The following is a 24451-nucleotide window of genomic DNA, read 5'->3' as shown; positions in this document are numbered from 1 at the left end:
CGTCACCGTCCTGTCTGTGGCGAGGGAGCGTGCTCGGCTGTGTCGCGCAGCGCTCCCGAAGCCCGCCCCCGGGAGGTGCCAGGCACACCCCGGGGGCCGGGCTCTGCACGGCTGCGCCCCCAGGGCGCCGATCGAGCGCAAGCCCGCACCCTCGCCCCACCCGCCTTCACTCCCGCCTGGAGAACCGCACCATGAACTACCTGCCACTGGCCCTGATGTTGATCCTCTCCCCGGCGTTGGCCATGAACGTCGACGACGACGGCAACGACGTACCGCTGACCGTCAACGGCTGCCTGATTGCCGAATCCAGCCAGTGCCCCGGGGCCAACCTGCGGGGCGCCAAGCTGGCCAACCAGGACCTGCGCAAGATGAACCTGGCCGGCGCCGACCTGCGTGACGCCGACCTGCGCCACGCTCAGCTGGACCTGGCCAACCTGGAACAAGCCCGCCTGCAGGGCGCCAACCTGACCCGCGCCAGCCTGCAACAGAGCAACCTGCGGCTGGCGGACTTCACCGACGCCAAACTGGTGGCGATCCAGGGCTGGGGCCTGTTTGCCCAGGGCGCGCAATTCAAGAACGCCAACCTCAGCGCGGCCTACCTGCAATTTGCCCGGCTGTCCGGAGCCAAGCTGCAGCAGGCCAACCTGCAGGCGGCGGATTTGGAAATGACCTGGTTGAGCAAGGCGGATCTGCAAGGGGCTGACCTGAGCGATGCCAATCTGCAGGAAGCGAAGTTTGGCGAGAGCAATCTGCAGGGGGCTGATCTACGGGGAGCGCGGCAGCATTACGGGAATTTTCAGGATGCCAATATGGAGGGGTGTGAGGGGTGTCCTCGGACGTGGGATAAGTAGGGGGATGAGTGCGTATCGGGTGCTGCGGTAGCGGCGGCTGATGAAGGGTTAAGTACATATCCGATGCGGCGGTAGCGGCGGCTGGCGGTTTCACTCTTACAGCGACTCACTTTTGAACAGCCGGAGTGCCGGCCCAGGCAAAAGTAAGCAAAACGCTTCTGCCCCTCCACTCGGTGCCTCGCTAAGCTCGGCATGCCCTCACTCCGGCCATCGTGTTTAAAGGGGCAGGAAAATCAAAAGCAAAGGCAAAAGCAAAAGCAAAAGCAAAAGCAAAATCTGACGGCGGCCTTGCGGCCGACCTGAGGATAAGGCCGTGTGTAGCGCCCCGTAGGAGCTGGCTTGCCAGCGAAGGCGTCAGCCAGAACGATGCATGACTTTAGGGCCCCTTCGCCGGCAAGCCGGCTCCTACGAAAAGCGCGTAATACGCGCTTGGCTCTTGCTCTTCAGGCCCCTTCCCAGCCTTAGCGAGGGGCCCATGGAGAGGCGAGCGTTGTTGGTTCTTTTTTTGCTGGGCCGGCACTCCGGCGACTGTAAAAAGGGACTCGCCGTAAGGGCGAAACCCTAAGCCGCCGCTACCGCAGCACCGGATATGTACTCCATCCTCCTGGCCGCAAAGGCGAAACCGCAATTAGCCCGCCACCCGCACCACCCCCATATCAATCCCCAGATGCACCAGCTCGGCATGGGAGCTGACCTGCAGCTTGCTCTTGAGCAAGGTCAGATAGTTCGACACCGTCTTGCCACTGATACACAACTGCTGCGCAATCAGCCGCGCCGGGGTGCCTTTGGCCAGCATCACGAAAATCTCCATCTCGCGCTGGGTCATGCTCTGCAAGCGCGGGTCGCTCTCGTCGCGCAACGGCGTGCACGCCAACTGCGTGGCCAACCCTTGCTCGATGTACGCATGCCCGGCCAGCACCCGGTGCACCGCGTCGATCAGCACCTGGGGGGCCGAGCTCTTGGTCAGATACCCCGAAGCCCCCGCTTCCAAGGCCTGGCGCACCAGGGGCAGTTCGTCGTGCATGCTGAAAAACAACACCCGCAACTGCGGCAAACGCTGGCGCAGGCGCCGAGTGGTCTCCAAACCACTGATGCCCGGCAAGGCAAAATCCATGATCACCAGTTGCGGCACGTCTTCCAGCACCCGGGCCAGGGCTTCTTCACCATTGGCCGCTTCACGTACCCGCATGCTCGGCAACACCGCCTGCAACAGGCTGGCGTAACCCTGACGGACCACCGCGTGGTCATCCACCAACAAGATATTCATCAGGCCTCCAAGGGCACATTCAGGGCCAGCGCCCAACCGGCGCCGGGGCAGTTGATGATGCGCAGCTCACCACCCAGGCAGCGGGCCCGTTCGGCCATGGAATGCAGGCCGACACCCGCTCGCCGGGCCTGGGGTGCACCGCGACCGTTATCACGGATCAGCAGGCGCAGCCCTGAGCCGCTGCGTTGCAGGCGTACCCGCACCTGGCTGGCGCCGGCGTGCCGGGCGACGTTGGTCAGGGCTTCCTGCAACAGGCGATAGAGGTGGGTCTTGCTCGCCCCCGGCAATGCCGGCAGGCGCTGGCCAACCCGCAGCCGGCATTCAATCCCCTGACGTGCTTGCCACTGCTGCACCAGCAACCCCAGGGCTTCGGCCAGGGGCAGGTGGCCCAGCACCACCGGGTACAGGTCCTGGACCATGGCGCGAAAACCCTGTTGCAGGTGCTCGCAGTTGAGCTCCAGGGATTGGGCAGTGCTGGCCACCAGGGCCGGCTGGTCCACCACCAGACGCAGCAGGCAGGCCTGGGCGCGGATGCCGGCCAGGTATTGGCCGAGGTCGTCGTGCAGGGTCTGCGCCAGGTGGTTGCGCTCTTGCTCCTGCACCGCCAGCAGGGTCTGGGTCAGTTGCTGGTTGTCGGCATGGGCCTGCTCCAGGGCGCTGGCCATGCGGTTGAAATGTTCGGCCAACTGGCGGGTTTCCGGCAGCGCGGTGCTGCGCAGGCGCACCGCCATCTGGCCGTCGGAGACCTGGCCCAGGGCGTGCAGCACTTCATCGAGCCAGGCCCGGCCACGCCCCACCGCCCAGCCGATGCTCAGCAGGCTGAGCAGCAGCGCCAGCGCGCACAGGCCAAACCATTGCTGCAAGGCCTGGCGCACTTCCCCCAGTTCAGCGGCGGCATTCACCGCAATCAGCACGCGCCGGCCGTCATTCAGTTCCAGTAGCCGAGCACTGGGCGGGTTGTTACCCAGCAGCAGGCGCCCCAGCCAGCCATCGGCAGCGACGGTACCGAGCGGCGCCGGGTCTTCATCCGGCGCCAGCCAGTGCACCCGCACATGCCGCAGGCTGCGGGTCAGTTGCGGTTGCAGGCTGGCGGGCTGACGTTCGGCACTGTCCCCCAGGTACTGCACCAAGGCCTCGGCGGATTGCACTTCGCGCGCCACATCGTCCGCCGCCTGGCGCAGCAACAGCCCGGCGCAGGCCAGGGTCAGCAGGGCAAAACAGGCCGTGACCCACAGATTGATCCGCCACAGGGCCGACATGCCTAGCGCCCCAGCGCCGCCGGCTGGCTCGCCGCCGGTGCCGACCGTGAGCCGTGCAGGCGATCGACGCCGATCAGGCTGAGGATCAGCAGCAACGGCAAGAGCAGCACTTTCAGGATGCGCATGGGGAGGTCCTCCGGGTGGCCATGGCCGCTGCAGCCCATGCTAAGGCCAGCGCAAGAGTGCCGGCCTACTACCTTGGTACTGCTGCCCCGCTACTTTCTGCATAGCCGGCGAACACCGGCGTCGGCCAACCGCCGGCAAGCCCCCATCCCGGCTTTGCCAACACCCTCTTGGCGGCAGGGTTTTCTACGACTTTGGTACTGCTTTTGCTGTCGATGGTCGCATTCACAAAAGGCCCTGCCCTGGCATGTAATGGGCCTATAACAAAAAGGATAAAAGCCTTATGCCCCGTGCCTTAGAGACCCTGGCTGCGCTAACCCTGAGCCTGGCCCTGGGCGCCGCCCAGGCCGCTGCCCCGCTGTTTTCCGCCGAGGGCTATCGCACCCGCCTGTACCGCAGCCCGACCCCGCTGCAGATCGACCAGGGCCGGATCATCGACACCCCGGGCCTGCAACAACTGCTCAAGGAGCAACCGGCGCCACTGCTGATCGACGTCTACCGCCGGCAATGGCTGCAGGGCCGCTTCATCGACAGCGAGCCCCACGCCAACCTCCCCGGCAGCCACTGGCTGGCCAATACCGGCGACGGCGAACTGAGCCCCGAATGGCAGGCCTATTTCGCCGGCAACCTGCAACGCCTGAGCCACGCCGATCCGCAGCGCGCCCTGGTGTTCTATTGCCGTGCCGATTGCTGGCTGAGCTGGAACGCGGTAAAACGCGCGGCAGCCCTGGGCTATAGGAACCTCTACTGGTACCGCGACGGCCTGGATGCCTGGGAAGCCGCCGGCCTGCCCGTGGAAGCGGCCCGGCCGCACCCCTTTCCCTGAGCGCCGCAGCACGGCGTTGCCGCCCCCATAACCACAATAACGAGGTGAAAGGCCATGTATAAAATTCTGATAGCCGACGATCACCCACTGTTTCGCGAAGCCATCCACAACGTCATCAGCGACGGATTTCCCGGCAGCGAGGTGATGGAAACCGCCGACCTGGACAGCGCCCTGGCCCTGACCCAGGAACACGACGACCTCGACCTGATCCTGCTGGACCTGAACATGCCCGGCATGCACGGCCTCAACGGCCTGATCACCCTGCGCAACGAAGCGCCGACCATTCCGGTGGTGATCGTGTCCGCCGAGCAGGACAAGCAGATCGTGCTCCAGGCCATCACCTACGGCGCCGTCGGCTTCATCACCAAATCCTCGCCGCGTTCACAGATGACCGAGGCCATCGAACAGATCCTCAACGGCAACGTGTACCTGCCGCCGGACATCATCCGCACCCAGAAAAGCCAGCCGGGTCGGCGCAACAGCGAGACCCCGAGCTTCCCCCCGGAACTGCTCCAGGCCCTGACCCGCAAACAGCTGCTGGTGCTGGAACGGATGACCAAGGGCGAATCCAACAAGCAGATCGCCTACACCCTGGACATTGCCGAAACCACGGTGAAGGCCCACGTCTCGGCGATTTTGCGCAAGCTCAATGTGCACAACCGGGTGCAAGCGATCCTCAGTGCTGGGGATATTGATTTCGGCGCCTACCTGCGCCGCTGAATTCAGATGAGCGTGCCGCCGATCCTGTAGGAGCCGGCTTGCCGGCGAAGGCGGTCTTGCGGGCCCCTTCGCTGGCAAGCCAGCTCCTACAGCTGTCAGTGATTTCGTGGGGGGCCCTGTAGGAGCCGGCTTGCCGGCGAAGGCGATCTTGCGGGCCCCTTCGCTGGCGAGCCAGCTCCTACAGCAGTCAGTGATTTCGTGGGGGGGCCTGTAGGAGCCGGCTTGCCGGCGAAGGCAATCTTGCGGGCCTCTTCGCTGGCAAGCCAGCTCCTACAGCAGTCAGTGATTTCGTGGGGGGCCCTGTAGGAGCCGGCTTGCCGGCGAAGGCGGTCTTTCGGGCGCCTTCGCTGGCAAGCCAGCTCCTACGGTTGTCAGGGATGCCGCGTTGGGCTCAGCAGGTGGCTGATGGCGGTCTTGAGTTTCATCGGCCGCACCGGTTTGTGCATCAGGGTGTGGCCCAGTTCGCGCAGTTGCTGTTTGAGCTCGTTGCTGTAGTTGGCGGTGATCATCATCGCCGGGATCGCCAGGGCGCGGCGGGCATTGATCCGTGCCACGGCATCGATGCCGTTCTGTTGCTGGTCCAGGTGGTAGTCGGCAATCAGCAGGTCGGCCTCGGCACGGTAGTCGTCCACTTGGCGCGCCAGGTCTTCTTCGGACAAGGCGGTGATCACTTGGCAGCCCCAACCCTCAAGCAAGGTGCGCATGCCGGCGCAGATCGCCGCGTCGTTATCCAGCACCCAGATCCGCGCGCCCTGCAAACGTTCCAGCAGGGCTTCCCCCAGCTCCGGACGCGGCGCTGGCACCGGCGCGCTGGCGCTGATCGGCACTTGCACGCTGAACACCGAACCGCGCCCCGGCCAGGAGCGCACGCCGATGCGATGCCCGAGAATCCCGGCAATCTTCTCGACAATGGCCAACCCCAGGCCCAGGCCGCGATCCTGGTCCGGGCGCTGCTCTTCGCCACGCTTGAACTCCTGGAAGATTTCCTCCAGACGTTCGGCGGCGATGCCCATGCCGCTGTCCCAGACTTCCACCGACAGCCAGTGCCCCTGGCGCCGGCAGCCCAGCACCACGCGGCCCTGGCGGGTGTAGCGGATGGCGTTGCTCAAAAGGTTGCGCAGGATCCGCGCCAGCAGTTGGATGTCGCTGCGTACCAGTGCCGAGCAGGCCACGAAGTGCAGTTCCAGGCCCTCGCTGCGGGCCACCTGGGCGTACTCGGCGGCGAGGTTTTCCAGCAGTTCGCTCAAGGCAAAGGGTGCGATATCGGCCTTGATCACCCCGGCATCGAGCTTGGAAATGTCCACCAGGGTGCCCAGCAGGTTTTCCACATCCTCCAGGGAGTTGCTGACATTGCGCACCAGGGCGCTGCTGGCCTGAGGGTCGCGACGCTCGAGCAAGGCGCTGGTGAACAGCCGCGCGGCGTTCAGAGGTTGCAGCAGGTCATGGCTGACCGCGGCGAGGAACTTGGTCTTCGACAGGTTGGCCCGTTCGGCCTCGGCCTTGGCTTCGCGCAAGCGTGATTCGACCCGGCTGCGCTCTTCGATCTCGCGCAGCAGTTGCTGGTTGAGGGTGGTGAGTTCGGCGGTGCGTTCGCGTACCCGCAGTTCCAGGTTCTGGTAGGCCTGATGCAGGGCCTCGGCGGTGCGCCGGCGCTCGGTGATGTCGCGGATCAGCACGAAGATCCCCACCACCTCGCCATTGGCCAGGCGGTTGGGCACGTAGGAGCGCAGCATGTAGCGCTCCTGGTTGTTGATGTTGGTCTCGGCGAATTCGAAGGTCACGCTCTCCCCGGCCAGGGCCCGCTCCACATAGCTTTCCAGGCGCTGGTAGTGCTGCTCGCTGTGCACCTCGCGCAGGCTCTGGCCGAGCATCACGCCCCGCGGCCAGCAGTACCACTCCTCATAGACCTTGTTGGTGAACTCGTACACCAGGTCGGCATTCAGGTAGGCGATCAGCGCCGGCACATGGTCGGTGATCAGGCGGATCCAGCGTTCGCTTTCACTCAGGGCCTCGGCGTGCTGGTAGCGTTCGGTGATGTCGGTGAAGGTGTTGACGAAACCGCCGGTGGGCAACGGATGGGTGCGAATCTCCAGCACCCGGCCATCGCTCAGGCGCTGCTCGCATTCGTGGATCGGCCGGCCGTTGGTGTCGCGGCTGTCGGGGCTCAGCAGGCGCAGTTCGCTGTCGCCGATGACCTCGGCAAACAAGCGATGCGCGGCCACCGGGGCCAGCCCGCTGAGTTCGAGGAAGCGCCGGTTCCACAACTCCAGCACGCCCTCGGCGCTGACCATGGCCACGCCCTGGGACAGGTTGTCCACCGCCCGTTGCAGCAGGTGGGACTTTTGCGCCACCGCCTGTTCCCGGCGCAGGGTTTCGCTGTGCTTGACCTCAGTGATGTCGGTAAACAGGATCACCCGCCCGCCTTCCCGGGTCGGCCGCTCGCTGACCTGCAGCCAGCGGCCGTTGTGCAGGCGATAGAGCAACTGCTCTTCACCGCCACTGCGCGGTTCCTCGCTGAACAGCCCGGTGCTGGTCAGCAACCTGCGCACTTCCGAGAGGCGCATGCCGGCCATGATCCGCACCCGGCTGTGGCTCCAGAAGGCGCGGAAGCGGCTGTTGAACAGGACAATGCGCTGCTCCTGGTCGAACAGCACGAAGGCGTCGGAAATGCTCTCGATGGCGTCGATCAGGTGCTGGTGCGCCGTCTCGGCCCGCAGCCGCGCTTCGCTGAGCAGATGGTTGCCGGCCTTGAGCTCGGCCATGGCCTGGTTCAGGGCGTCGGTGCGTTCGCGCACCTGCTCGGCCAGCACCACCGAATGCTGGAACGCCGCATAAGGATCGTTGCCGCGGGTGATGCCGGATTCGACCCGCTCGATCAGCGCGCTGTTGATCCGCCGCAGCTTGCGGTTCTCGCGCTGCAGGCAGTCGAGCTGGGCTTGCAGCTCAGCGGCGGGCCGGAGTTCGACTGCGGGCAATGGCGACCCCGGTGAAGGTCTGGTTGATGTGCATGCCATTGAACTGCTCTCCGTAGGTATTGAAACCCATCACCCGCTGTTCCCGCAAAAAGGCCCCGATCTGCTCCAGGCTGCCCTGCCCCTCCAGCTCCAGGCGGCGCAAAAAGCAGTCGCAGCCAATGGTCAGCAACAGCACGCCGAGGCGCTGCTGCAAGCCGTCGAACAGCTGTTGCAGGTTGGGCAGCAAGGGGCCGGGGGTCATGGCGGTGAGGACGATGCCGTTCTCCACCGCGCAGTAGAAACTCAGGCTCAGGTCCGGGTGCACCTGCTGCACCGCGCGCACGTAAAAGTGCTGGTTGATCCGCACCGCCAGCGGGTGGGCGGCGAACACCCGATGGTCGAGCTGCGCCAGGGGCACGCCGATCAGCCGCGCGTACTCCTCGGCGGCGGGCTCGGCGTTCAGTTCATAGACCCGGCGTAAAGTACTGTCGGCGCCAGTGACCACCAGTTTTTCTTCCCGGGGCTGGATGTGGTGGGTGGTGAACACCTCGAAATCCAGCCAGGTGTTGACCAGCACCAGCACCGCCGCGCCGCTGTGGAACTCGCCACCGAAATACACGTGGGTGTGGGTCAGGTAGTTGTCATCGCCGGCCGAACCGCCGAAATGCGGAATGTCCCCCAGGGCCGCGCTGAGGGCAGCCAGGACCATTTCCTCGCGGCTCGACAGGCCGTCCAGCAGGGTCAGGGCGAAGCTGTTGCCCTTGATCGGCGCCAGGGTGTTGCTGCGGCAACGGCCCACCAGGCGTTCGACCATCTGCTGGGCGTCGATCAGGCTGAAGTGCTCCATCTGGTCGATCAGTTCGGCGGCGATGGAGAAGTGCCGGTGATCGAAACCGATGGCGGTCACGCAATTGCGCCCGTAGCCCAGGGGAGTGATTTCCCCGGCGCTGGTGCAGCCCACCAGGGGGATGCAGCCAAAGCTCTGCTGCAGGGCCGGGCCCAGGGTGTGCAGCGGGTATTCGGCGGAGCAGAAAAACAGCACGAAGCCCAGGTGCGGATGCAGCAACTGGCTGGCCAGGTCCTGGGCCACCTGCTGCGGATCGACGGCCTGGGACATGGCACTGACCACGCCCTCGCTCTGGGCTTGCTGCATCGTCGCCTCCGGCGCGGGTTGTCTGAGCAATGAGTGTACGAAGCCGGCCCCGGGGCACGAATGCTACTTGGGTAGCGGGTAGCCGGTTCCATGGGTGTAGGTGCGTGACCGCCTGAATGCCCAACCACCGTGTAGGAGCTGGCTTGCCAGCGAAGGCGTCGGCCGGCCTGGTGCAAGGCTGGCGGGCCTCTTCGCCGGCAAGCCGGCTCCTACAGGGGAAGGCGTAGATACGGGAAATAGAGGGAAAGCCAGGCGCGACCTCCGTAGGAGCTGGCTTGCCAGCGAAGGCGTCGGCTGGTCTGGTGCAGGGCTGGCAGGCCTCATCGCCGGCAAGCCGGCTCCTACACGGGAAGGCGTAAATACGGGAGATACGGGGAAAGCCGGGCGCGACCTCCGTAGGAGCTGGCTTGCCAGCGAAGGCGTCGGCCGGCCTGGTGCAGGGCTGGCGGGCCTCTTCGCCGGCAAGCCGGCTCCTACAGGGGAAGGCGTAGATACGGGAAATAGAGGGAAAGCCGGGCGCGACCTCCGTAGGAGCTGGCTTGCCAGCGAAGGCGTCGGCCGGTCTGGTGCAGGGCTTACGGGCCTCTTCGCCGGCAAGCCGGCTCCTACAGGGGAAGGCGTAGATACGGGAAATAGAGGGAATGCGGGGCGCCGGCCCGGGCGCGATGCGCACGCCAGGGCCGGCGCTGGGGTTACCAGGTCAGCACGGCACCCACGGCGAAGGTGTCGGTGTTTTCGTTCTGCGCATTGGTGTGGTGGCCGTCGATTTCGAACTGGTTGTACTCGGCCACCAGCTTGAGGTTGTCGTTGATGTCGTGGAACAGCGCCACGCCCCGGGTCTGGTAATCGGCGCCGCTGCCGACCACGCCGTTGCCGTCGTCCTTGGTCTTGCCATAGGACAGCGCCAGGCGGTTCTTGCCCACCTTGTACGAGCCCTGCAGCAGGTAGCCCTTGCTGTCGACATTGCGCAGGGTGGCCTCGCCGGCATTGTTGGTGAAGAACGGGTTGATGCCCTTGGCCTGGAACCCGGAACCGGTCAGGGACAGGCCGCCCATCTTCGCCTGCAGGCCATAGCCCAGGCCCTTGGAAGTCACCGACTGCACGTTGGGGTCGGTGTTGTCGGAGGTCTGGTAGCTGCCGTTGAGCCAGCTGTAGAACTTGGCCCCGCCCAGGTCGAACTGGTAGGTGATCTCGCTCTCGGTGCGCGGGTTCTTCTGGTAGGCCTTGCCCAGGGCGCTGCTGTCGTTGGTGTCCACCGGGTCGAGGATGCCCACCGCCACCCGCAGGCCGTCCATCAGCGGGCTGCGGTAAGTGATCTGCGACGACGGAAAGGGATAGGGATAACCGCTGCCGATGTTGCCAAACGACACCCCGCCGCCGTCCACCAGCCCCAGGCTGTCGCTGACCTGGCCGTACCCGGCGAGCATTTCATCGAGCAGGATGTTGGACCGGGCGAACAGGCCGAAGTCCTTGCCGATCAGCACCTCGCCCCACTCCGGGTTGGCCACGGTGCCGTAGAACTGGCGCACGTCGATGGCGGTGTCGGTGCCGTTGGTTTCGCTGTCGTTGATGGTGACCCAGAACGAGGCCCGGGCGCCGAGCTTGAGGTCGTCCACCTGCTTGCCCATGGTGAAGCCCAGGTAGTTGGGCAGAAAGCCCATCTTCACCCGCGCCTGCCGGCGGTCGTACTGGTCGCCGGCGCGGTCGACGTCGCTGTTGACGTAGAAGGCATTGATGTAGCCGTCGGTGGCGAAGGTGGTCTGGTCCTTGTCGTACAGCAGGATCTCGGCTTCGGCGACAGAGCCCAGGCCAAGGGTCGACAGGCCGACGATCAGGGCCGGAATCAGGGGGTACTGGCAGTTCTTATTGTTATGCATGGCGCACTCCGCAATCGGGGGACGAGTTGTCGGAGGCGATTATCGAAACCCGCCAAGGCCGCCCATAGGCTGCCTTGGGGGCAAGTTCACGGTGCTTTCGAGGGGCTGGCAGGGAGCGGCAAATCCGATCCACGACCAGCCCGCTACCGGGCCCACTACCTGGAGTAACACCAAGGGCTCATGGACCCGGGTGCGAAGGGATCAAGCCCTTAGTCGTCGGCCGTTTAGTCGTCCCCCGCCAAGGCCCGCAGTCGCGCCAGCTCGGCAGCGGCCAGGGGAATGCCCTCTTGCAGGGATTTGGCCCGGGTGCGGTAGCGCCGATCCCCGGGCATACGCTCCAGGCCCACGGCCTGCATCTGCCGCACCAGCTCGCCGCTGCGCTGGGCAAACCGCCCGCCGCCGAGGTGGTTGGGGTCGATGACGATCAGCAGTTGCCCGGTCCAGGGCGTCTGCGCCCCCGGGTGTTGCGACCAGTCGAACTCGAAGGAGAAGTTGCCACCGGTCAGCGCCGCCGCCAGCAGCTCCACCATCATCGACAGCGCCGAGCCCTTGTGCCCGCCAAAGGGCAGCAAGGCGCCGCCGTCGAGAATCGCTGCCGGATCGCAAGTGGGCTGGCCGTGGCGGTCCACCCCCATGCCCGGTGGCAGTTGCTCGCCCTGGCGCTTGGCGATCTGCACATCGCCGTGGGCAATGGCGCTGGTGGCCAGGTCGAAGACGATGGGTTCGGCGCCCTCGCGGGGGGCGGCAAAGGCAATCGGGTTGGTGCCGAACAGCGGGCGCTGGGCGCCATGGGGCACCACGCAGGTCATGCTGTTGACCAGGCTCAGGGCCACCAGGCCTTCTTCGGCGAAGGGCTCGACATCCGGCCACAAGGCCGCGAAGTGATGGGAATTGCGAATCGCCAACACCGCGATCCCGGCGCTGCGGGCCTTGCTCAGCAGCAGCTCGCGAGCGGCGGCCAGGGCCGGCTGGGCAAAGCCGCCTGCGGCATCCACCGCCACCACGCCGGGGGCCACATCCTCCACTTGCGGCACGGCCTGACCGCTGACCCAGCCACTGGCCAGGGACGACAGGTAGCCGGGAATGCGGAACACCCCGTGGCTGTGGGAACCATCGCGCTGGGCCCGGGCACAGTTGTCGGCCAGCACCCGGGCCACCTCGGCAGAGGTGCCGTGGCGAAGAAAAATCCGTTGCAGCAAGTCGGTCAAGGCAGGCAGGTCGAGGTACTCGACATCAGCCTGCGCCAGGGTCGCGTGGGACATGGTGGCTCCATTGGAATTGTTATTGGAAGGTGCCTGACTATCGCGTCACGCCAGTTAACTGTCAAATATTGACTTAATGACAGAAAACATTCATTTTCCATTGTCAACGGCCAATAACAATGAAAACCCATGAGCCAATCCATCAAACAACGCCTTGAAAGCAGCCTGTCCAGCGCCACCGCGTCGGGCCGGGCGATTGCCAGCTACATGCTGGCCAACCTCTATGAGCTGCCCTTCCAGACCGCCGCCGACATCGCTGAAAAACTCGGCGTCAGCGAGTCCAGCGTCGGGCGGTTCTGCCGCGCCATCGGCTACAGCCATTTCAAGGATTTGAAAAACGACCTGAAGAACGACCTCGGCGAAGGCCCGTGGCTGGTGGGCGACCGCCTGCAGGAATTTCGCCAGCAGCCCAACCCGGCGGCCCAGGGCCTGCCCCGCAGCTTCGAGCTGGAAGTGGCGGCGCTGGTCAAGGTCTACGAATACAGCCTGACCCCAGCCTGGCAGACCGTGGTCCAGCGCCTGGCCAGCCGGCGCCGGGTGTATGTGGCGGGGTTCCAGACCGAGCGCGGCATCGCCGCCTCCATGGTCCACCTGCTGCAATACCTGCGCGACGGCGTGCACCTGGTGGACGGCTCCGCCGGGCATTTCGCCGACGTGCTGCTGAGCCCCGCCGAAGACTGCGCCCTGGTGGTGTTCGAGGCCCGGCGCTATTCGCGCCACGCCCTGACCCTGTGCCACAAGGCCCGCGAGGCGGGGATTCCAGTGACCCTGGTCACCGACACCTTCTGCGACTGGGCCGAGCAGAACGCCGACGAGGTGTTCCGCGTGCCCACCGAGTTCAACCTGTTTTGGGAATCCACCGCGGCCATGCTGTCGCTGGTGCACCTGCTGATCAACGAGGTGTGCAAGCACCTGGGACCCGAGGTGGAAAAACGCCTGGAAGCCACCGCCGCCCTGCATAACGAATTTGTTGGCTACACATCGTCCACCCGCGCAAAACAATAAATAACCGAGGTGCTCCATGAACAACGTCCTTCGCTTCGCCGGCGCCTGCGCCCTGGTCATCGGCGCTTGCACCGCCCAGGCTGAAACCCTGAAGATCGCCACCGAAGGCGCCTACCCGCCCTTCAACTACGTGGACTCCAACAACCAGCTGCACGGCTTCGACGTGGACATCGCCAATGCCCTGTGCAAGCAGATGCAGGTCGAGTGCCAGATCGTCGCCCAGGACTGGGAAGGCATCATCCCGGCGCTGCTGGCGAAGAAATACGACGCCGTGGTGGCCTCGATGATCGCCACCGACGAACGCAAGAAAAAAATCGCCTTCAGCAACCACTACTACCGCACCCCGCTGTCGGTGGCGGTGGCCAAGGACTCGGACATCAGCGATGCCCAGACCAACTTCAAGGGCCGCACCGTGGGCGCCCAGGCTTCCTCGACCCAGGCCATCTACGCCGAGGACCACTACGGCCCGGCCGGCGCCGACGTGAAGTTCTACCCGACCCTGGACGAAGCCAACAGCGATCTGGCGGCCGGGCGCGTGGACGGGGTGATCGCCGACAAGTTCCCGCTGCTGGCCTGGGCGGAAAGCGCCGGCAAGGACTGCTGCAAGATCATCGGTGACGTCAACGGCACCACCGCCGATGCCTCGATCGCCGTGCGCAAGGAAGACAACGCCCTGCGCGAGCGCCTGAACAAGGCCCTGGACGAGATCGTCGCCGACGGCACCTACAAGCAGATCTCCAGCCGCTACTTCGCCTTCGACATCTACTGACTGGCCGCCTTTGCCGCTGCCTAAGCCCCGCGTTCCCTTGAACGCGGCGGCGCCCTGCACGGTTCATTCTTCCAGAGGGTTCGCGCATGTTCGAACAGCTGTCACTCCTGTCCTTCGCCAGCGGCGGCTGGGGCTCGGCCCTGCTCGCCGGGGCCCTGGTGACCATCGCCCTGGCCCTGGCGTGCGTGCCCATCGGCCTGCCCCTGGGCTTGCTGGTGGCCCTGGCCGCACGCTCGAAAAACCGCTGGGCACGGGCCTGGGCCACGACCTTTTCCACGGTGTTTCGCGGCCTGCCGGAGCTGTTGACCCTGCTGATCATCTACTACGGCTGCCAGATCGCCGCGCAGAAAATCCTCGGCGCCCTGGGCTACCCCGGTGAAGTGGCGATCAACACCTTCGTCGCCGCGATGATCGCCTTCAGCCTGGTGTTCGCCGCCTTCTCCAGCGAGATCTGGCTGGCCGCGTTCAAGACCCTGCCCAAGGGCCAGTACGAAGCCGCCAGCGCCCTGAGCCTGTCGCGGCGCACCACCTTCACCCGGGTGCTGCTGCCACAACTGACGCGCATCGCCCTGCCCGGCCTTTCCAACAACTGGCTGTCGCTGCTCAAGGACACCTCCCTGGTGTCGACCATTTCCCTGGTGGACCTGATGCGCCAGACCAACCTCGCGGTCAGCGTGACCAAGGAACCCATGCTGTTCTACAGCGTGGCCTGCTTTGGCTACCTGTTCTTCTCGGCGCTGTCGGGGCACTTGTTCAGCTTTCTTGAACGGCGCTTCAACCGTGCGCAACGGAGCCTGCAGCCATGAACCTGGATGACCTGCTGAACCTGTTCCTCAACCAGGAACTGCTGGAACGCTACGGCCCGCGCTTTATCGACGGCCTGCTGGTGACCGCCAAGCTGGTGGCGATTTCCTTCAGCCTGGGCGCTGTGCTCGGCCTGCTGATCGCCCTCGGGCGGCTGTCCAGCAATCGTTTCCTGCGGCGCTTCACCGGGGCCTATGTGTACTTCTTCCGCGGCTCGCCGCTGCTGGCCCAGCTGTTCATGCTGTATTACGGCCTGGGCTCGTTCAAAGGCTTCTGGCAGGACGTGGGCCTGTGGTGGTTCTTCCGCGACGCCTGGTTCTGCACCCTGCTGGCCTTCACCCTGAACACCGCCGCCTACCAGGCGGAGATCCTGCGCGGCAGCCTGCTGGCCGTTGCCCAGGGCCAGCGCGAAGCCTGCAAGGCCCTGAGCCTGTCGCGCTGGACCGCGTTTCGCAAAGTGATACTGCCGCAGTCGCTGCTGATCGCCATCGGGCCTCTGGGCAACGAGCTGATTTTGATGATCAAGGCCAGCGCCATCGCCTCCCTGGTGACCATCTACGACCTGATGGGAGTGACCAAACTGGCCTTCTCCCGCAGCTTCGATTTCCAGATCTACCTGTGGGCCGCGGTGCTCTACCTGCTGATCGTCGAAGTGGTGCGGCGCAGCCTCAAGTACCTGGAAGGCCGCCTGGGCCGGCACCTGAACTGAACCCTTTAGCGGGCCGCCGCGCGGCCCCTGTCATAAGGACTGAAACATGCATTGCCAAACCTTAGTTCTGGGCGCCGGGATCGTCGGCGTCAGCAGCGCCCTGCACCTGCAGGCCCGCGGCCGCCAAGTAGTGCTACTGGACCGCCAGCCTCCGGGCAATGGCACCAGCCACGGCAATGCCGGGCTGATCGAACGCGCCAGCGTGATTCCCTACGCCTTCCCCCGGGAAGTGACCAAGCTGGTGCGCTACGGCCTCAACCAGCAATCGGACGTGCGCTACAGCCTGCGCCACCTGCCCAAGGCCGGCCCCTGGCTGCTGCAATACTGGCGCCACTCCTCGCCCAAGGGCCTGGCCGCTGCCACCCGCGCCATGCTGCCGCTGATCGAACGCTGCGTCACCGAACACCTGGCCCTGGCCCGCCCGGCCAACATGCTGGAGCTGATCGCCGACGGCGGCTGGCTCGAAGCCTTCAACGACCAGCAGGCCTTCGACTTCGCCCAGCGCGCCGCCGCCGACCTGCGCGACTACGAACTCAACTACCGGGTACTGGACCGCGCCGAACTGCTGGCCCTGGAACCCGGCCTGCACCCCGACATAGTGGGCGGCCTGCACTGGCTCGACCCCAAGACCGTCAGCGACCCCGGCGGCCTGACCCGCGGCTACGCCGAACTGTTCAAGCAGCGCGGCGGCCAATTCGTCATCGGTGATGCCCTGACCCTGACCCAGATCGAAGGCGGCTGGCAGGTGCAGAGCGAACTCGGCCCGATCACCGCCCAGGAAGTGGTGGTGGCCCTGGGCCCGCAAGCCAGCGGCATCTTCGAACCCCTGGGCTACCGCATTCCCCTGGCGATCAAGCGCGGCTACCACATGCACTACGCCGCCGTGCCCGGCACCCGCCTGCAGCACCCGATCCTCGACCCGGTGGGTGGCTACGTCCTGGCGCCGATGGTGGGCGGCATCCGCCTGACCACCGGCATCGAATTCGCCGACCGCGACGACCCGATCAACGAAATCCAACTGCGCCGCTGCGAAGCCCTGGCCCGAAACTTCTACCCCCTGGGCGAACGCCTCGACGCCGAACCCTGGCTGGGCCGCCGCCCGTGCCTGCCGGACATGTGCCCAGTGATCGGCCCGGCCCCGCGCCACCCTGGCCTGTGGTTCAACTTCGGCCACGCCCACCACGGCCTGACCCTGGGCCCGGTGAGCGGCCAACTGCTGGCGCAGATGGTCACCGGCGAAACCCCGTTTACCGACCCCACTCCTTACCGCGCCGAGCGCTTCAACTGACCGACGGAGAACCGCCATGCAGACCCAGACCGCCCCGCTTCCCGCCGCTTCCGAAGCGCCTGCCCGCCCTGCTGCCGACCCACGTGAAGTGGTGATCGATATTGCCGGGGTGAACAAGTTCTACGGTGCTTTCCATGTACTGCACGACATCGACCTCAAAGTGCGCCAGGGCGAACGCATCGTCCTCTGCGGGCCTTCCGGCTCGGGCAAATCGACCCTGATCCGTTGCATCAACCGCCTGGAAATCGCCGAAAAAGGCCGGATCCTGGTGGACCGCACCGACCTCTCGCAAAACACCCGCGAAGCCGCCCAGGTGCGCAGCCAAGTGGGCATGGTGTTCCAGCACTTCAACCTGTTCCCGCACATGAGCGTGCTGGACAACTGCACCCTGGCACCGATGACCGTGCGCGGGTTATCGCGGAAAAAAGCCGAAGAACTGGCGCGGGGGTTTCTGGCCAAGGTGGGGATCGAGAACCAGGCGGATAAGTACCCGAGCCAGCTGTCCGGTGGGCAGCAACAGCGCGTGGCGATTGCCCGGGCGTTGTGCATGGAGCCGAAGATCATGTTGTTCGATGAACCGACTTCGGCGCTGGACCCGGAGATGGTGAGTGAGGTGTTGGATGTGATGGTGAAGCTCGCCGGGAGTGGGATGACTATGTTGTGTGTGACCCATGAAATGGGGTTTGCGCGGCAGGTGGCGGAGCGGGTGCTGTTTTTGGATGGGGGGCGGATTGTGGAGGATGCGCCGCCGGAGGCGTTTTTTGGGGCGCCGAAGAGTGAGAGGGCTAAGGCGTTTCTTGCGCAGATTGTGCATTGAGATGGGTGGGCATATCCGTTGCTGCTGGTCGGCGCCCTGCAACGAGTCAGGTTGAAACGCCACGGTGAGCAAGGGGCTCAGCGAGCTTACTGTGGCGAGGGAGCTTGCTCCCGCTCGGCCGCGCAGCGGTCGTAAAACCTGAGTTTGCGGTCTTTTGGGTGTACATATCCGTTGCTGCGGTAATGGCCACTTAGGGTTTCGCTCTTACAGCGACTCACTTTGGAAAAGCCCCAAAGTAAGCAAAGGGCTCCTGCCCCTCCACTCGGTGCCTCGCCTAGGCTCGGCATGCCCGAACTCCGGCATTGATCCGTGGGCCGCCGCAATGGGCCATCCCTGGCCCAGTGCGGCTAACCCGGCGTCCTGCCGGGTTACCCACGGCTCAATGCCTGCGTTCGGCCATCGTGTTTAAGGGGGCAGGCAGATCAAAAGCCAAAGCAAGAGCAAAAGCAGACGGCGGCCTATCGGCCGGCCTGTTTAATCGCCGTTCGCGTTCTCTGTAGGAGAAGGCTACGAACGACTGCGAAGCAGGCGTAGCGATCTCAAGGCTGGCTATCTATGCAATTTGAACTACAAGTGATACTCAGCATTTTCGCTCGCCGTAGCCATGGCACCTACCAGCACAAAAAGCAGATCCTGCACCGCAATATCTGGAGCAGAACCTAAGTCCTCCGTCACCAAAAGGAAGCAAAAAGCTAAATCAACGAACGCAAAATATTGCGCACTGCAATGATCAAGACCGACAGTAACCGACAATGAGCTACCGTTCTTGACAGACAGCTGTCGGCCAAAAGCGGACAGTCTAACTAGACTAGGCTGGTGTCCCTGAGGCTCGAAAGTATCTATGAAACTCGGGGCGATTCAGAGAGGCTGATCTTATTTTCTGAAAGAGAGCCTACATTGCATAGCGTTTTACGTGCATACCTGCCTGCCCGAGTGAACGAAGCCATTTATTCATGCTGTATACTTTTGTCGTGTGATATATCAGAGTTTTTAAAGTCTCTACCTCGAAAGGGATGGAGAGAGAAACGCAAGCTGTACTAGTAAATTAGTTTTCGCCATATGCAACATGTGACTTCATTTGCAACTATCTCTAGCTAAGGATCGGCAATGCCAAAAATCAAAATAACCGTCGCAACAATCGGGCATGTTCAGGCGGAGTTCCAAAATAAAAACTTGAAAGAGTGGAAGTCTTCGATATTTGAAGTGGCTGGAGAAATAGAAAACTACTCCCTCAACTGTCAATCCGACGGTCATGAGTGGGAGTTCACAGACGCAGCTCTAGAAAAAGTATTGCCTACGAGTTTTACTGGCGATTTTTTGGTGTCCATAGTTAATGTGCCAATTGAAGGGAATTGGTATACGCGACGTCTCACGTCCAATAGAGTGGTATTTTCGTTTCATGAAATAAAGGATATACTTAGACACTCAAATATTCCATTGGAGAATGTAATTTATCGTCTTTTTTACGCATATTCATTGCTTTTCATAAGAAGCGGAAACCGCATACCCACAAATGCAGAGCATACCAACTTTACTCACGACGAGACTCGTGGGTGTATCTTTGATATGAATGGTATAAAAACAGATATTGTTCATTCATGCCACAAGCCTATCCTCTGTTCAAGTTGCGCAGAGCGGTCTCGCCAAGAAAAAGTTTCAAGTGAAACTATCGAAAAATGCCAGTCCGAGCTACGTCGAATACAAAAAGATCTTTTCTATAAAATTACAGATTTCATAAAACAGTACCCTGTATGGTCATTCGCAATCTCCGGTATCACGGCAATAGTGATAGGTGCAACGGGATCAGTTGTTGGTTCTTACGTATATGAGGCGATAAAGCGCTGAGTTGCTCCCAAATTTTCATGAGCTTAATGACCGCTTTTGGCCGGTTGCAGCCGTTCACGACGGGCAGCTACCGGCCACTCGCGTAATAGACCCCAGATCATGCCAGCCCACAACCGGATGCTGAGCCATTCGAGAAGGCTGCTATCGCTGTACCCTCTTAATGGAGGCAGTAAGTCATGGGGCCAGTGACACGTTCCAAAGCGTCTCTTCGCATCAGCGGACCGGAACTTGATGGCAGTGAGATAACCACGCTTCTTGGGTGCCTACCAACCTTCGCGATAACCAGAAGGGTAAGACAGCCCACGTGGCAGCCCTTTACAAGCCAAGCGCCACGGGGTGTTCAAAGACCCAACTGATCCTGCTCCTTACCCGCTGGGTAACCCCAAGCAAGTGATTAGAGGATCGAAGTCTGTGATAATGGCCAACAGCCACCAAGGAATGTGCTGACCTTGGCACGAAAGCCTACCTCTGTAACCCCTCCGCGGCCGAAGCTAAGGCTCACGCCTACCTCTCCATCTCCGACTTATTGATGCAGGAGGCGAAGTATAGATTTCATAGGCAACTGCCTGCGAACTCCCCTTCCGACCCCATCATTAAAAGGAATAGTGAGCGCGTCTTTTAACCAGATACCGAAGCTACGAAAGAATAGGGGGGGGGCGGCCTGATTTAAGAACAATAAGGTGAGCGACGCCTCTTCAGCTCCAGTGCATCGGCAGAAATACCAGCGAACAATTGAATTACATGTTGGGCATTTTGCCCGTACGCTCAAGCTGCAAGGATGAAGGTTCTGGAGAGTAACTATGAGTCAGGAAAATGGCTATTCCAATTGGGAATCGAGGATCCAGCAGGGTCTTAATTTGTGCGATCAGATGCTGGCAAATGGGGAGGTAGGGGCAGCCCTCGCGCATCTCCGTGGCCTGGAGCTTGGTGATGAGGTGGATACTAGGGCTGTAGCCATTCAAATGCTTCATAGCGCTGGTTTGGCGGATCACGCGTATGACGAGTTCAAAAAGCTGATACTCCCGGCTGATCCCGAACCAGAAGTACTGCTACGGATGGCTCATGTGTGTGCGGACGCTGGAGCTGACGCTGACGCTAAGGACTTGCTAGACAGAATTGTCCATGATGAACTCATGTTGAGCTCTCTCTATATTGCTTCCCGCATCGCCGAACGAATTGGCGATGCAAATCTGCGGGCACAATTCGAGCTGCGCATGATCACTGAACACGCTTCCGATAGTGGTGTCCGGAACTTGGTCTTGGAGCGGGCATTAGCCGACGAACGTTTCGCTGAAGCGGCAGCTCTGCTTCACCCCGATTTCATGAGCTCGCGCGAGTATCTATATCAACTGCAGCTGCTGGCCGATTCTGATTCGCTTGATACTAAAGAAATGGTGATACTGGCTGAGCGTTCATCTGGCAAGCTAGTGCCACTAGCTATTCTTCGATACTTGATTGCAAGACATGAGGTGGTCGCTGCGATCAATGTCGCACACTTACTCGCCGGATCGGAGAAGGAGGAAGAAGTCAGGGAATTGTTGGCCGTTCTCGACGCATTTCTGCTCAGAAGAGGCTTAATTGACTTCTCGTTGGTTGAGGACAAGGTTGCGAGAATCATCAAGGAGATCGTTGGGTACCTGGCTGTCCGACCGCAGCATGGCTTCGTTCGACAGCGCCTGATTGAGTTGCTGTCGGTAGATCGTAGTGGCGACACAGGAATTCCGCTCCTCTTGAAAGTTGTCTTCGATCTTATCGAAGAAGGAGGACTTATCCTCGGACCAGACATATATCCGGCGTCTAGTTCGATGAAAGCTCTATTAGAGAGCAGAATCCCGGAAATTTGCACGCAATGGCTTAAGGATCGTGAGCCATGCATCCCCGGCAAAACTACACTTCCACGCGAGCTGATCTCAATCGACCCAAACGTCTGTATGGCAACCATCTGCGAGATGATGAGTTCGGGGGCCGTTGCACTTGAGTCACGTCAGGACGTAGAGATCTTGAAGCACTGGCTACTTCTTGGATGCGGCATTGCGCCCCATACGTCTTCGCCTGGTTTCACTACTGTATTGTTCCGGGTAGCAATGACACGACTAGGTAACGCTGGGTACGCGCAGCAGGCCAGAGACCTCTGCGAAGAGCAGCTTTCTCAATGCGGCGATTCACGATCTACGGCCCAGGCCGCGTGGTTCAGCATGGCCGATGTCTACAGCCGCCTTCAGGACCGTCGCACCAGTTTGGTTGCTTTTGCGTGTGCTATTGCGGGTCCCAATCTGGGGCAGACACCGTTGACTAGCTTCAATGAGATCAATCTTTGGGTACGGCTGCTTAGGGAGTCTGGATTGCTCGACCATGCCTTGGAAGCTCTGGAGATATCCAACAAGGCCCTGCAGGCCCGCGGAAGCTATGACAAGCATCGACATGAGCAGCTTCATATCAGACTGACTATCGAACTTGAAATGGTTCTCCGCGATCTTCCAGCCCGAGCTGGCGAGATCCCGGATCTACTCCTACGTACCGCCGAAGCTGGTCAAGAGGCGCTTGATCGCGGCCAGGACGGTGTTCAAACCATGGCTCTGCTTGGCCAGCTCATGAAGATTTCCAAGACTTTCAACGTTGAGGTCCCGGCAAGCGCAGCTCAGACGATGAAGGTACTCGCTAGCCATACCTTCTCATCAAAGCCGTTCGTCCAGACCTTAATGGATGGGGAGAACCCTATTCGCGACCTTTGGACGCAGTACACATCAGTAGAACCCGCAAAGTTCGCCAACGATGCCGCATATGACTCAACGCAGTTGACCGTCGCAGCGAGAACGTTGCTGACTCTTGAACGCGATAGCATAGAGCCTGCCGAACTCTTGCTGCCGTTTGAGCTTCTAGCCGACAGAGGCGTCGCCGCTCCGGGATGGACGCGACACCCAAGCCCCCCTTCCGGGTTTAGGTCCCTTTCGCAGATTGTGGCAGTAGCTGAACATCTGAGTGAACGCGGGATAGCATTGGTGCTGGCCGCGTTCGATAACCTCGGTCAGTTATTATCCCTCAGATATGAGGGAGGCCAGTTCACTTTCGTGGAAGAGAAGGAGTTTAGCTACGACAGCTTCAAGAGCTGGTCGAAGTTGTACCCCTATGACTACTGCAAAGACGTTGGAACGCAAAGCTGGGAAAAGGAGCATGCAATGCATAAGTCCCTGGCCGAGTGCAAATGGCAGACACTTCCGGCGAGCGCGACCCTGGTCATAATGGAGTCAGAGCTACGCTCGATGCCGAGCAATCTGCTATGGACCAGCAATGGTTTTTTCGGAGCGTCTCAACCTGTTGGTGCCGCACCTTCCATGGCTTGGCTCGCAGAATCGTTCAGCCGTCGCCCTGCTGACGAGCCGCGACTGAACGCCTGGATATCCAATGCAGGTGATCCGACCCAGACCCTCAACGTTCTACTCGGTTATCTGGAGGGAGAGTTTCAGGAATACGGAGTGGCACTGGATACAAGCAACCATCCGCCCGCAACACTTGCGGGCTCGGACTTAGTATTTATAGCGGCACATGGACGGGTCTCCCCCGAAGGCAATTACTTCCATACCTTAAATGACGAGGGGTCGCTAAAGGTTCCTGCTGATGTGGTCGCGACAGCTGTTCGCGACTCACGTGTTGCGGTGTTGTTTGTATGCAGCGGTGGCCGCTCGGATAAGGTGCCGGATGCTAACACTACGAGTGGTTTGGCAAAGGAGCTTCTTTCTAATGGGTGCTCGACAGTCATCGCCTCGCCTTGGCCGATGGAAGCAATGGTCGCAGCCAGCTGGGCGCCAAAGTTCCTCAAGCACTGGAGGTCAGGCAAGACCGCGATTCAGGCCTGCCACGATGCCAACAGGGAGATTAGTGGTGATCCCTCTCGAGCCTTGGCGATGAATCTCTACGGAGATCCCTGTCAGATCTGGTCGTAGCCCAGTGGCGATAACGCTTTGGGACTGGGAACCCGAACGATCATAAGCTACAACGGTTTCACCCCAACCCTAACCAAGAACGACGGTGTCCACCAGTAAACACCTGGACACCATCGTCTTCAACGTCTGAGCTCGGAGAGACCTAGCCGGGGACACTAGATCGCTTGGATTTCCTAGGCATTAATGACCGCTTCTGGCCAAACTCTGCCAGTGGCTTCTGGCGTATAGAGTTTTGTAAAACAAGATGGCGATTCAAACCTCATCACATAACTGCCGTAACCACTGCCCCCACGAAACACCGCTTCAAACATCCCCACCAACACACGGTTGCACCTTACTCGCGCGCGCCCTATAGTTCGCCCTCGCGGCAAAATCCGCGAACGACCTTGGCCGGTCGAATTACAACGACGCATCAGCGTCCAAAACACCATTGCAGACGCTTTTTTTGTGCCTGCGATTCTGTGTTATGGCGGCTGTGTGCGGGACACCTTCAGGTGTGCCGGTGTCGTTGTAGCCGGTCGGCCAACCCTCACACAGCTGCCACCCTCAATTTGCTTGGCCGCAAACGGTGGAAGCTCTACAACGAGTAACGACCATGGACGATCAATCGATTTCCCGCTTCTCCCCCGTCGACACCCACGACGCCAACCAAGCCGTTTTCTACCTCGACACCCAAGCCTCCCTGAGCGATCTGGCCAGCAGTGCGGCCCATCGTTTCACCGTGGTGCGGGATCTGATGGACACGCTGTCCACGCTTAACCTGAAAGACATTGCCGACTGCGACCTGACGCGGGTCACCCGAGGGGTGCATCTGCTCACCCGGGAGGGTTGCGCGGTGCTGGAGGTGATTCAGTGGCGAACTGGGCAGGAGCCCTGAAGGCCACTGAATTCAATAAGCGCGTAAAACGCGCATGGGTTTTCTCCGGCTTTTGATCTTCCTGCCTCTTCAGGAAGCCGAGTGCAGGCATTGCGCAAGCGTCA

19 protein-coding genes are annotated in these 24451 nt (G+C 61.9%); 12 read left to right on the top strand and 7 right to left on the bottom strand.

Annotated elements, in window-relative coordinates:
• Nucleotides 1-191: 191 nt before the first annotated feature.
• Nucleotides 192-851 (top strand): pentapeptide repeat-containing protein, encoded by a 660-nt coding sequence (locus ACZ5BO_RS13210; protein ID WP_025130057.1) that lies wholly within the window; start codon nt 192-194, stop codon nt 849-851.
• A gap of 628 nt (nt 852-1479) precedes the next feature.
• Here ACZ5BO_RS13210 and ACZ5BO_RS13205 read toward each other — a convergent pair.
• The 3 genes from ACZ5BO_RS13205 to ACZ5BO_RS13195 are packed head-to-tail and all read right to left on the bottom strand — an operon-like array spanning nt 1480 to nt 3502.
• Nucleotides 1480-2118, bottom strand: coding sequence for a response regulator (locus ACZ5BO_RS13205; protein WP_025130058.1), 639 nt, complete (start codon nt 2116-2118; stop codon nt 1480-1482).
• On the bottom strand, nt 2118-3377 hold the full coding sequence (locus ACZ5BO_RS13200; protein WP_025130059.1) for a sensor histidine kinase: 1260 nt from the start codon (nt 3375-3377) through the stop codon (nt 2118-2120). The genes ACZ5BO_RS13205 and ACZ5BO_RS13200 overlap by 1 nt, the downstream gene beginning before the upstream one ends.
• Before the next feature lie 2 nt (nt 3378-3379).
• The gene (locus ACZ5BO_RS13195; protein WP_464700272.1) at nt 3380-3502 is read right to left on the bottom strand and encodes a hypothetical protein; all 123 of its coding nucleotides are present in this window, start codon (nt 3500-3502) and stop codon (nt 3380-3382) included.
• Between the two features lie 281 nt (nt 3503-3783).
• Between ACZ5BO_RS13195 and ACZ5BO_RS13190 the strand changes: the two genes are divergently transcribed.
• Nucleotides 3784-4326, top strand: a complete 543-nt coding sequence (locus tag ACZ5BO_RS13190; RefSeq protein ID WP_464700270.1) for a PQQ-dependent catabolism-associated CXXCW motif protein — start codon at nt 3784-3786, stop codon at nt 4324-4326.
• A gap of 54 nt (nt 4327-4380) precedes the next feature.
• Nucleotides 4381-5046 carry a response regulator gene (locus ACZ5BO_RS13185; protein WP_464700268.1) on the top strand — a complete coding sequence of 222 codons (666 nt, stop codon included), beginning with the start codon at nt 4381-4383 and terminating at the stop codon, nt 5044-5046.
• Nucleotides 5047-5417: 371 nt separating this feature from the next.
• Here ACZ5BO_RS13185 and nahK read toward each other — a convergent pair whose 3' ends face one another.
• The 4 genes from nahK to ACZ5BO_RS13165 all read right to left on the bottom strand — a co-directional run bounded on the left by nahK (nt 5418) and on the right by ACZ5BO_RS13165 (nt 12292).
• Nucleotides 5418-8060: a hybrid sensor histidine kinase/response regulator NahK/ErcS' gene (gene nahK / locus ACZ5BO_RS13180; RefSeq protein ID WP_464700266.1), complete on the bottom strand. Its 2643-nt coding sequence runs from the start codon at nt 8058-8060 to the stop codon at nt 5418-5420.
• Nucleotides 7990-9153 carry a nitric oxide-sensing protein NosP gene (nosP, locus tag ACZ5BO_RS13175; protein WP_464700264.1) on the bottom strand — a complete coding sequence of 388 codons (1164 nt, stop codon included), beginning with the start codon at nt 9151-9153 and terminating at the stop codon, nt 7990-7992. Before nosP ends, nahK begins: the two co-directional genes overlap by 71 nt.
• 692 nt (nt 9154-9845) lie before the next feature.
• Nucleotides 9846-11030 carry a porin gene (locus ACZ5BO_RS13170; protein WP_025130064.1) on the bottom strand — a complete coding sequence of 395 codons (1185 nt, stop codon included), beginning with the start codon at nt 11028-11030 and terminating at the stop codon, nt 9846-9848.
• Nucleotides 11031-11254: 224 nt separating this feature from the next.
• The gene (locus ACZ5BO_RS13165; protein ID WP_464700262.1) at nt 11255-12292 is read right to left on the bottom strand and encodes an Ldh family oxidoreductase; all 1038 of its coding nucleotides are present in this window, start codon (nt 12290-12292) and stop codon (nt 11255-11257) included.
• Nucleotides 12293-12421: 129 nt separating this feature from the next.
• Between ACZ5BO_RS13165 and ACZ5BO_RS13160 the strand changes: the two genes are divergently transcribed.
• The 9 genes from ACZ5BO_RS13160 (at nt 12422) to ACZ5BO_RS13120 (ending at nt 24347) form a co-directional block, all read left to right on the top strand.
• Nucleotides 12422-13297 (top strand): MurR/RpiR family transcriptional regulator, encoded by an 876-nt coding sequence (locus ACZ5BO_RS13160; protein WP_025130066.1) that lies wholly within the window; start codon nt 12422-12424, stop codon nt 13295-13297.
• 16 nt (nt 13298-13313) lie between these two features.
• Complete coding sequence (locus ACZ5BO_RS13155) at nt 13314-14066, top strand: transporter substrate-binding domain-containing protein (protein WP_464700260.1); 753 nt, start codon at nt 13314-13316, stop codon at nt 14064-14066.
• A gap of 86 nt (nt 14067-14152) precedes the next feature.
• A complete protein-coding gene (locus tag ACZ5BO_RS13150; RefSeq protein ID WP_025130068.1) occupies nt 14153-14872 on the top strand; it encodes an ABC transporter permease in 720 nt (239 codons plus the stop codon).
• A complete protein-coding gene (locus ACZ5BO_RS13145; protein WP_011060496.1) occupies nt 14869-15579 on the top strand; it encodes an ABC transporter permease in 711 nt (236 codons plus the stop codon). The genes ACZ5BO_RS13150 and ACZ5BO_RS13145 overlap by 4 nt, the downstream gene beginning before the upstream one ends.
• Before the next feature lie 46 nt (nt 15580-15625).
• Nucleotides 15626-16867, top strand: a complete 1242-nt coding sequence (locus ACZ5BO_RS13140) for an NAD(P)/FAD-dependent oxidoreductase (protein ID WP_464700257.1) — start codon at nt 15626-15628, stop codon at nt 16865-16867.
• A 16-nt stretch (nt 16868-16883) separates the two neighbouring features.
• Nucleotides 16884-17684, top strand: a complete 801-nt coding sequence (locus tag ACZ5BO_RS13135; RefSeq protein WP_108542691.1) for an amino acid ABC transporter ATP-binding protein — start codon at nt 16884-16886, stop codon at nt 17682-17684.
• A 1107-nt stretch (nt 17685-18791) separates the two neighbouring features.
• Nucleotides 18792-19529: a hypothetical protein gene (locus tag ACZ5BO_RS13130; protein ID WP_464700255.1), complete on the top strand. Its 738-nt coding sequence runs from the start codon at nt 18792-18794 to the stop codon at nt 19527-19529.
• An 800-nt stretch (nt 19530-20329) separates the two neighbouring features.
• A complete protein-coding gene (locus tag ACZ5BO_RS13125) occupies nt 20330-23470 on the top strand; it encodes a CHAT domain-containing protein (protein WP_464700253.1) in 3141 nt (1046 codons plus the stop codon).
• A 595-nt stretch (nt 23471-24065) separates the two neighbouring features.
• Nucleotides 24066-24347, top strand: coding sequence for a hypothetical protein (locus ACZ5BO_RS13120; protein WP_232644303.1), 282 nt, complete (start codon nt 24066-24068; stop codon nt 24345-24347).
• Nucleotides 24348-24451 lie beyond the last annotated feature (104 nt).

The sequence above is a fragment of the Pseudomonas sp. FFPRI_1 genome, from assembly GCF_055384485.1.
Note: the sequence above shows the minus strand (reverse complement) of the source record. Positions and strands in the feature narration are given on the sequence as shown.

Excerpts from the sequence above, each read along its gene's own strand:
- nosP (WP_464700264.1), bottom strand. The coding sequence starts at position 9,153 with ATGCAGCAAGCCCAGAGCGAGGGCGTGGTCAGTGCCATGTCCCAGGCC.
- ACZ5BO_RS13190 (WP_464700270.1), top strand. The coding sequence starts at position 3,784 with ATGCCCCGTGCCTTAGAGACCCTGGCTGCGCTAACCCTGAGCCTGGCC.
- ACZ5BO_RS13185 (WP_464700268.1), top strand. The coding sequence starts at position 4,381 with ATGTATAAAATTCTGATAGCCGACGATCACCCACTGTTTCGCGAAGCC.
- ACZ5BO_RS13140 (WP_464700257.1), top strand. The coding sequence starts at position 15,626 with ATGCATTGCCAAACCTTAGTTCTGGGCGCCGGGATCGTCGGCGTCAGC.
- ACZ5BO_RS13200 (WP_025130059.1), bottom strand. The coding sequence starts at position 3,377 with ATGTCGGCCCTGTGGCGGATCAATCTGTGGGTCACGGCCTGTTTTGCC.
- ACZ5BO_RS13170 (WP_025130064.1), bottom strand. The coding sequence starts at position 11,030 with ATGCATAACAATAAGAACTGCCAGTACCCCCTGATTCCGGCCCTGATC.
- ACZ5BO_RS13195 (WP_464700272.1), bottom strand. The coding sequence starts at position 3,502 with ATGCGCATCCTGAAAGTGCTGCTCTTGCCGTTGCTGCTGATCCTCAGC.
- ACZ5BO_RS13130 (WP_464700255.1), top strand. The coding sequence starts at position 18,792 with ATGCCAAAAATCAAAATAACCGTCGCAACAATCGGGCATGTTCAGGCG.
- ACZ5BO_RS13150 (WP_025130068.1), top strand. The coding sequence starts at position 14,153 with ATGTTCGAACAGCTGTCACTCCTGTCCTTCGCCAGCGGCGGCTGGGGC.
- ACZ5BO_RS13120 (WP_232644303.1), top strand. The coding sequence starts at position 24,066 with ATGGACGATCAATCGATTTCCCGCTTCTCCCCCGTCGACACCCACGAC.
- ACZ5BO_RS13210 (WP_025130057.1), top strand. The coding sequence starts at position 192 with ATGAACTACCTGCCACTGGCCCTGATGTTGATCCTCTCCCCGGCGTTG.
- ACZ5BO_RS13125 (WP_464700253.1), top strand. The coding sequence starts at position 20,330 with ATGAGTCAGGAAAATGGCTATTCCAATTGGGAATCGAGGATCCAGCAG.
- ACZ5BO_RS13165 (WP_464700262.1), bottom strand. The coding sequence starts at position 12,292 with ATGTCCCACGCGACCCTGGCGCAGGCTGATGTCGAGTACCTCGACCTG.
- ACZ5BO_RS13205 (WP_025130058.1), bottom strand. The coding sequence starts at position 2,118 with ATGAATATCTTGTTGGTGGATGACCACGCGGTGGTCCGTCAGGGTTAC.
- ACZ5BO_RS13155 (WP_464700260.1), top strand. The coding sequence starts at position 13,314 with ATGAACAACGTCCTTCGCTTCGCCGGCGCCTGCGCCCTGGTCATCGGC.
- ACZ5BO_RS13135 (WP_108542691.1), top strand. The coding sequence starts at position 16,884 with ATGCAGACCCAGACCGCCCCGCTTCCCGCCGCTTCCGAAGCGCCTGCC.
- nahK (WP_464700266.1), bottom strand. The coding sequence starts at position 8,060 with ATGGCATGCACATCAACCAGACCTTCACCGGGGTCGCCATTGCCCGCA.
- ACZ5BO_RS13160 (WP_025130066.1), top strand. The coding sequence starts at position 12,422 with ATGAGCCAATCCATCAAACAACGCCTTGAAAGCAGCCTGTCCAGCGCC.
- ACZ5BO_RS13145 (WP_011060496.1), top strand. The coding sequence starts at position 14,869 with ATGAACCTGGATGACCTGCTGAACCTGTTCCTCAACCAGGAACTGCTG.